A 4,110-nucleotide genomic window follows, 5' to 3' on the forward strand; every position below is an offset into this window, starting at 1 on the left:
GCCTGGCAGCACGCGCGCGCGGCTGACGGTCAGGCCGGCGTGCCGCCGTCGAGCACGCGTTCGAGCGCGTCGAGCGCGCGGGCCGTGGCGTCCGGCGCGATGCAGTCGACGACGATCCGCTCCGGCATCGCGCGCAGCCAGGTGATCTGGCGCTTGCAGAGCTGGCGCGTCGCGAAGATGCCCTTGTCGCGCATCGTCCGGTAGTCAGTGTCGCCGTCGAGGAATTCCCATGCCTGCCGGTAGCCGACGCAGCGCATCGACGGCAGGTCGGGATGGAGATCCTCGCGACGGCGCAGCCGCTCGACTTCGTCGATGAAGCCCGCGTCGAGCATCGCATCGAAGCGCTGTGCAATCCGTGCGTGCAGTACCGCGCGATCGGACGGCTCGAGCGCGACCGGCACGAAGCGGTAAGCGGCGGCCGCATCGTCGCTGCGTCGCGGGGCGGCGAGCAGTACCGACATCGGCTGCCCGCTCAGCATGAACACTTCGAGCGCCCGCTGGATCCGTTGCGAATCGTTCGGCGCGAGCCGCGCGGCCGTGTCGGGATCGACCTGCGCGAGCCGCGCGTGCAGCGCGGGCCAGCCATCGCGTGCGGCTTCGGCATCGAGAGTCGCGCGTACGTCCGGATCGGCGCCGGGCAGGTCGTTGAGCCCCTGCGTCAGTGCCTTGTAGTACAGCATCGTGCCGCCCGCGAGCAGCGGCGTGCGGCCGCGCGCGGCGATCTCGCCGATCAGGCGCAGCGTGTCGGCGCGGAAACTCGCGGCCGAATACGCGTCGGCCGGATCGATGATGTCGATCAGGTGGTGCGGCACGCTCGCGCGCTCTTCGCGTGAAGGCTTCGCGGTGCCGATATCCATGTCGCGGTAGACGAGCGCCGAATCGACGCTGACGATCTCGATCGGGCGGCGCGCGGCGAGTGCCAGCGCCGCGGCCGTCTTGCCCGAGGCAGTGGGGCCGAGCAGGCAGGCGATCGTCGTCGGAGAGGACTGCGGTGAAGCGCTCATTGGCCGCGCATGAACAGGCGGTCGAGATCGTTCAGCGTGAGCTGATACCACGTCGGCCGGCCGTGATTGCACTGGTCCGCGCGTTCGGTCGCCTCCATCTGCCGCAGCAGCGCGTTCATCTCGTCGAGCGTCAGCCGCCGGTTCGCGCGCACCGCGTGGTGGCAGGCGAGCGTGCCGAGCAGTTCGTGCTGGCGCTCGGTAAGCACGCGCGAGCCGCCGAACGCGTGCAGGTCGGCGAGCACCGCGCGCGCGAGCGACTGCAGGTCGGCATCCTTCAGCAGCGCCGGCACCGCGCGGATCGCGAGCGTCGTCGGCGACAGCACCGCCAGGTCGAAACCGAGCGACTCGAGCGTGTCGCGCTCTTCCTCGACCGTGCCGATCTCGACCGGCGTGGCCGTCATCGAAATCGGCAGCAGCAGCGCCTGCACGGCGACCGAGCGGTCGGCGAGCGCGTTCTTGAACTGTTCGTACAGGATCCGCTCGTGTGCCGCGTGCATGTCGACGATCACGAGCCCGTGCGCGTTCTGCGCGAGCACGTAAATGCCGTGGATCTGGCCGAGCGCGAAGCCGAGCGGCTGCTCGTCGTGCGCGGTGGCGGCGATCGGCGATACGGTGAAGCCGGGCAGCGGTGCGAGCGGCGTATCGGCCGAGTCGCGCGCGATGGTGGTCGTGCCGTCCGGTGTGCCGGCGCCGCTATCCTTGCGGCCGAACATCGCGTCGTAGAGCGCGAGCGGCTGCGCGACGGGCAGCGTGCCCTGCGTCATCCGCGCCTGGCGCATCCAGGTGTTGCCTGCCGACGAGGACGACGGCGACGAGAAGCCGCTGCCGCCCGTGCCACCCATGCCGCCGGTCGCGTGGCCCTGGCTCTGCCCGAGCGGCGTGTCCAGGAACGACGACGGCCCGCGCGGAGCCGGTTCGATATGCGCGGCATGGCCGCCCGCCGTGGTTTCCGGCGACGCGCCCGCATGGCGCGCGAGCGCGCGCTGGACCGCATGGAACACGTACTGGTGGATCGAGCGCGAATCGCGGAAGCGTACCTCGATCTTCGACGGATGCACGTTCACGTCGACGGCTTCCGGCGGCAGGTCGAGAAACAGCACGTACGACGGGTAGCGGTCGCCGTGCAGCACGTCCTCATAGGCCGCGCGCACCGCGTGCGTCAGCAGCTTGTCGCGCACGAAGCGGCCGTTCACGAAGAAATATTGCTGGTCGGCGCGCCCGCGGCTTGCGGTCGGCAGGCCTGCGCAGCCGTAGACGGCGAGCGGGCCGGCCTGTTCGTCGAGCGGCAGGTGCGCGGTCGCGAAGCCGTCGCCGAGGATCTTCGCGACGCGCTGCGCGGGCTCGGTCGCATTCCAGTGCTCGACGGCCTTGCCGTTGTGCAGCACCGAGATCGCGACGTCCGGCCGCGCGAGCGCCGCGCGGCGGATCATTTCCAGGCAGTGGCCGAACTCGGTCTGCTCGCTCTTCAGGAACTTGCGTCGCGCGGGCGTGTTGAAGTACAGCTCGCGCACCTCGATCGTCGTGCCGGTCGCGCCGGCGGCGGGCGACAGCACGCCCGTCTGCGCGTCGATCTTCATCGCGTGCGCGGCATCGGCCGTCCGGCTCGTGATCGACATCTCGGCCACCGACGCGATCGACGCGAGCGCTTCGCCGCGGAAACCCAGCGTGGCAACCGCCTCGAGCTCCTCGAGCGAGCGGATCTTGCTGGTCGCATGGCGCATCAGCGCGAGCGCCAGCTCGTCGGGCGGAATCCCGCAGCCGTCGTCGGTGATCGAGATGCGCTTGACGCCGCCTTCTTCCAGCACGATGCGCAGCGTCGTGGCGCCGGCGTCCATCGCGTTCTCGAGCAGCTCCTTGACGACCGACGCCGGACGTTCGACGACCTCGCCGGCGGCGATCTGGCTGATCAGCTGGTCGGGCAGGGGCTGGATCGCGCGCAGCGGGCGCGGAGCAGGGGCGGGCGTGTCGCCCGCGGCCGTTTCGGTGATTTCGGACATGGCCGAATTATAGCGAGGCGGCGGATGCGTGCCGGGGCGGCGGAGCGTTACGTTTTTTCACGGAGCCTTAAGGTAGTTTCGGTATCATGGCTCCGTTTCGCGCGCCGCCTTGGCCGGCGGGCGCTTCCGCCAAGTCTGGCCTGTTTCGGCCGTTCCGGCCCTATCGCCTTCGAGGAATCGCATTTGGATACGCTGCTTCATTTCGTCAACCTTGTCCTGCATATCGACGCCTTCCTCGGCGATTTCATCAGGCAGTACGGCGCGTGGGTCTATCTCGTGCTGTTCCTGATCGTGTTCTGCGAGACGGGGCTCGTCGTGTTCCCGTTCCTGCCGGGCGATTCGCTGCTGTTCATCGGCGGCGCGTTCGCGGCGACGGGCGAAATGAACGTCGGCGCGCTGATCGTGCTGCTGCTCGTCGCGGCGATCGCCGGCAACACCGTGAACTACCTGATCGGCCGCTGGGTCGGCCCGAAGGTGTTCAATACGCATATCCCGGTGCTCGAGCGCTTCCTTGACCGCGCCGCGCTGCAGAAGACCCACTCGTTCTACGACAAGCACGGCGGCAAGACGATCGTGCTCGCGCGCTTCATCCCGGTCGTGCGTACGTTCGCGCCGTTCGTCGCGGGCGCGTCGTCGATGAGCGCCGCGCGCTTTCAGCTCTTCAACGTGATCGGTGCGCTGGTGTGGGTGCTGCTGCTCGTGCTGCTCGGGTATTTCTTCGGCAACATCCCGTTCATCCGCCAGTACCTGAACGTGATCGTGCTGGTCGGTATCGGTGCGGCGATCGTGCCGGTCGCGCTCGGCGCGGTGTGGAAGCTGGTGCGCGGGAAGCAGTCGGATAACGCGCAGAAGACGGGCGGGCGGTAAGCCCGGAGGCTTCGGTTTCGGGCAATAAAAAAGCGTGGCGGGTGCCACGCTTTTTTATTGCCCGGTGCCGCCGTCATGCGCTGCGATGCAAGAGCGGCGTTTCGGGCGTCGGGTATTGCGCGTCGCGGAACGTCTCGAGGATCACGCGGTTGGTGTCGCAGTACACCTGCCAGTAGTTTTCAGGTTGCGTGGACGGGCGCACGAACAGCAGCGGGCCTTCCGGCGTGAACTGCAGCACGCCG

General features: G+C 68.9%; 3 protein-coding genes and 1 pseudogene. 1 reads left to right on the forward strand and 3 read right to left on the reverse strand.

What is annotated here, in order from left to right; all coding sequences use genetic code 11:
- Positions 1 to 29: 29 nt before the first annotated feature.
- Together miaA and mutL are read right to left on the reverse strand one after the other, a co-directional pair.
- Positions 30 to 1,004, reverse strand: coding sequence for a tRNA (adenosine(37)-N6)-dimethylallyltransferase MiaA (gene miaA / locus DPV74_RS39695; RefSeq protein WP_060084047.1), 975 nt, complete (start codon positions 1,002 to 1,004; stop codon positions 30 to 32).
- Positions 1,001 to 3,001: a DNA mismatch repair endonuclease MutL gene (mutL, locus tag DPV74_RS39700; protein WP_060174579.1), complete on the reverse strand. Its 2,001-nt coding sequence runs from the start codon at positions 2,999 to 3,001 to the stop codon at positions 1,001 to 1,003. Before mutL ends, miaA begins: the two co-directional genes overlap by 4 nt.
- A 183-nt stretch (positions 3,002 to 3,184) precedes the next feature.
- Between mutL and DPV74_RS39705 the strand changes: the two genes are divergently transcribed.
- Positions 3,185 to 3,868 carry a DedA family protein gene (locus DPV74_RS39705; protein WP_059487168.1) on the forward strand — a complete coding sequence of 228 codons (684 nt, stop codon included), beginning with the start codon at positions 3,185 to 3,187 and terminating at the stop codon, positions 3,866 to 3,868.
- Between the two features lie 73 nt (positions 3,869 to 3,941).
- Here the strand turns inward: DPV74_RS39705 and DPV74_RS39710 are convergent.
- A pseudogene (locus DPV74_RS39710) lies at positions 3,942 to 4,110 on the reverse strand (mechanosensitive ion channel family protein); the annotation flags it as partial.

This window comes from Burkholderia sp. HAN2018 (assembly GCF_024704855.1).
Lineage (GTDB): Bacteria > Pseudomonadota > Gammaproteobacteria > Burkholderiales > Burkholderiaceae > Burkholderia > Burkholderia cepacia.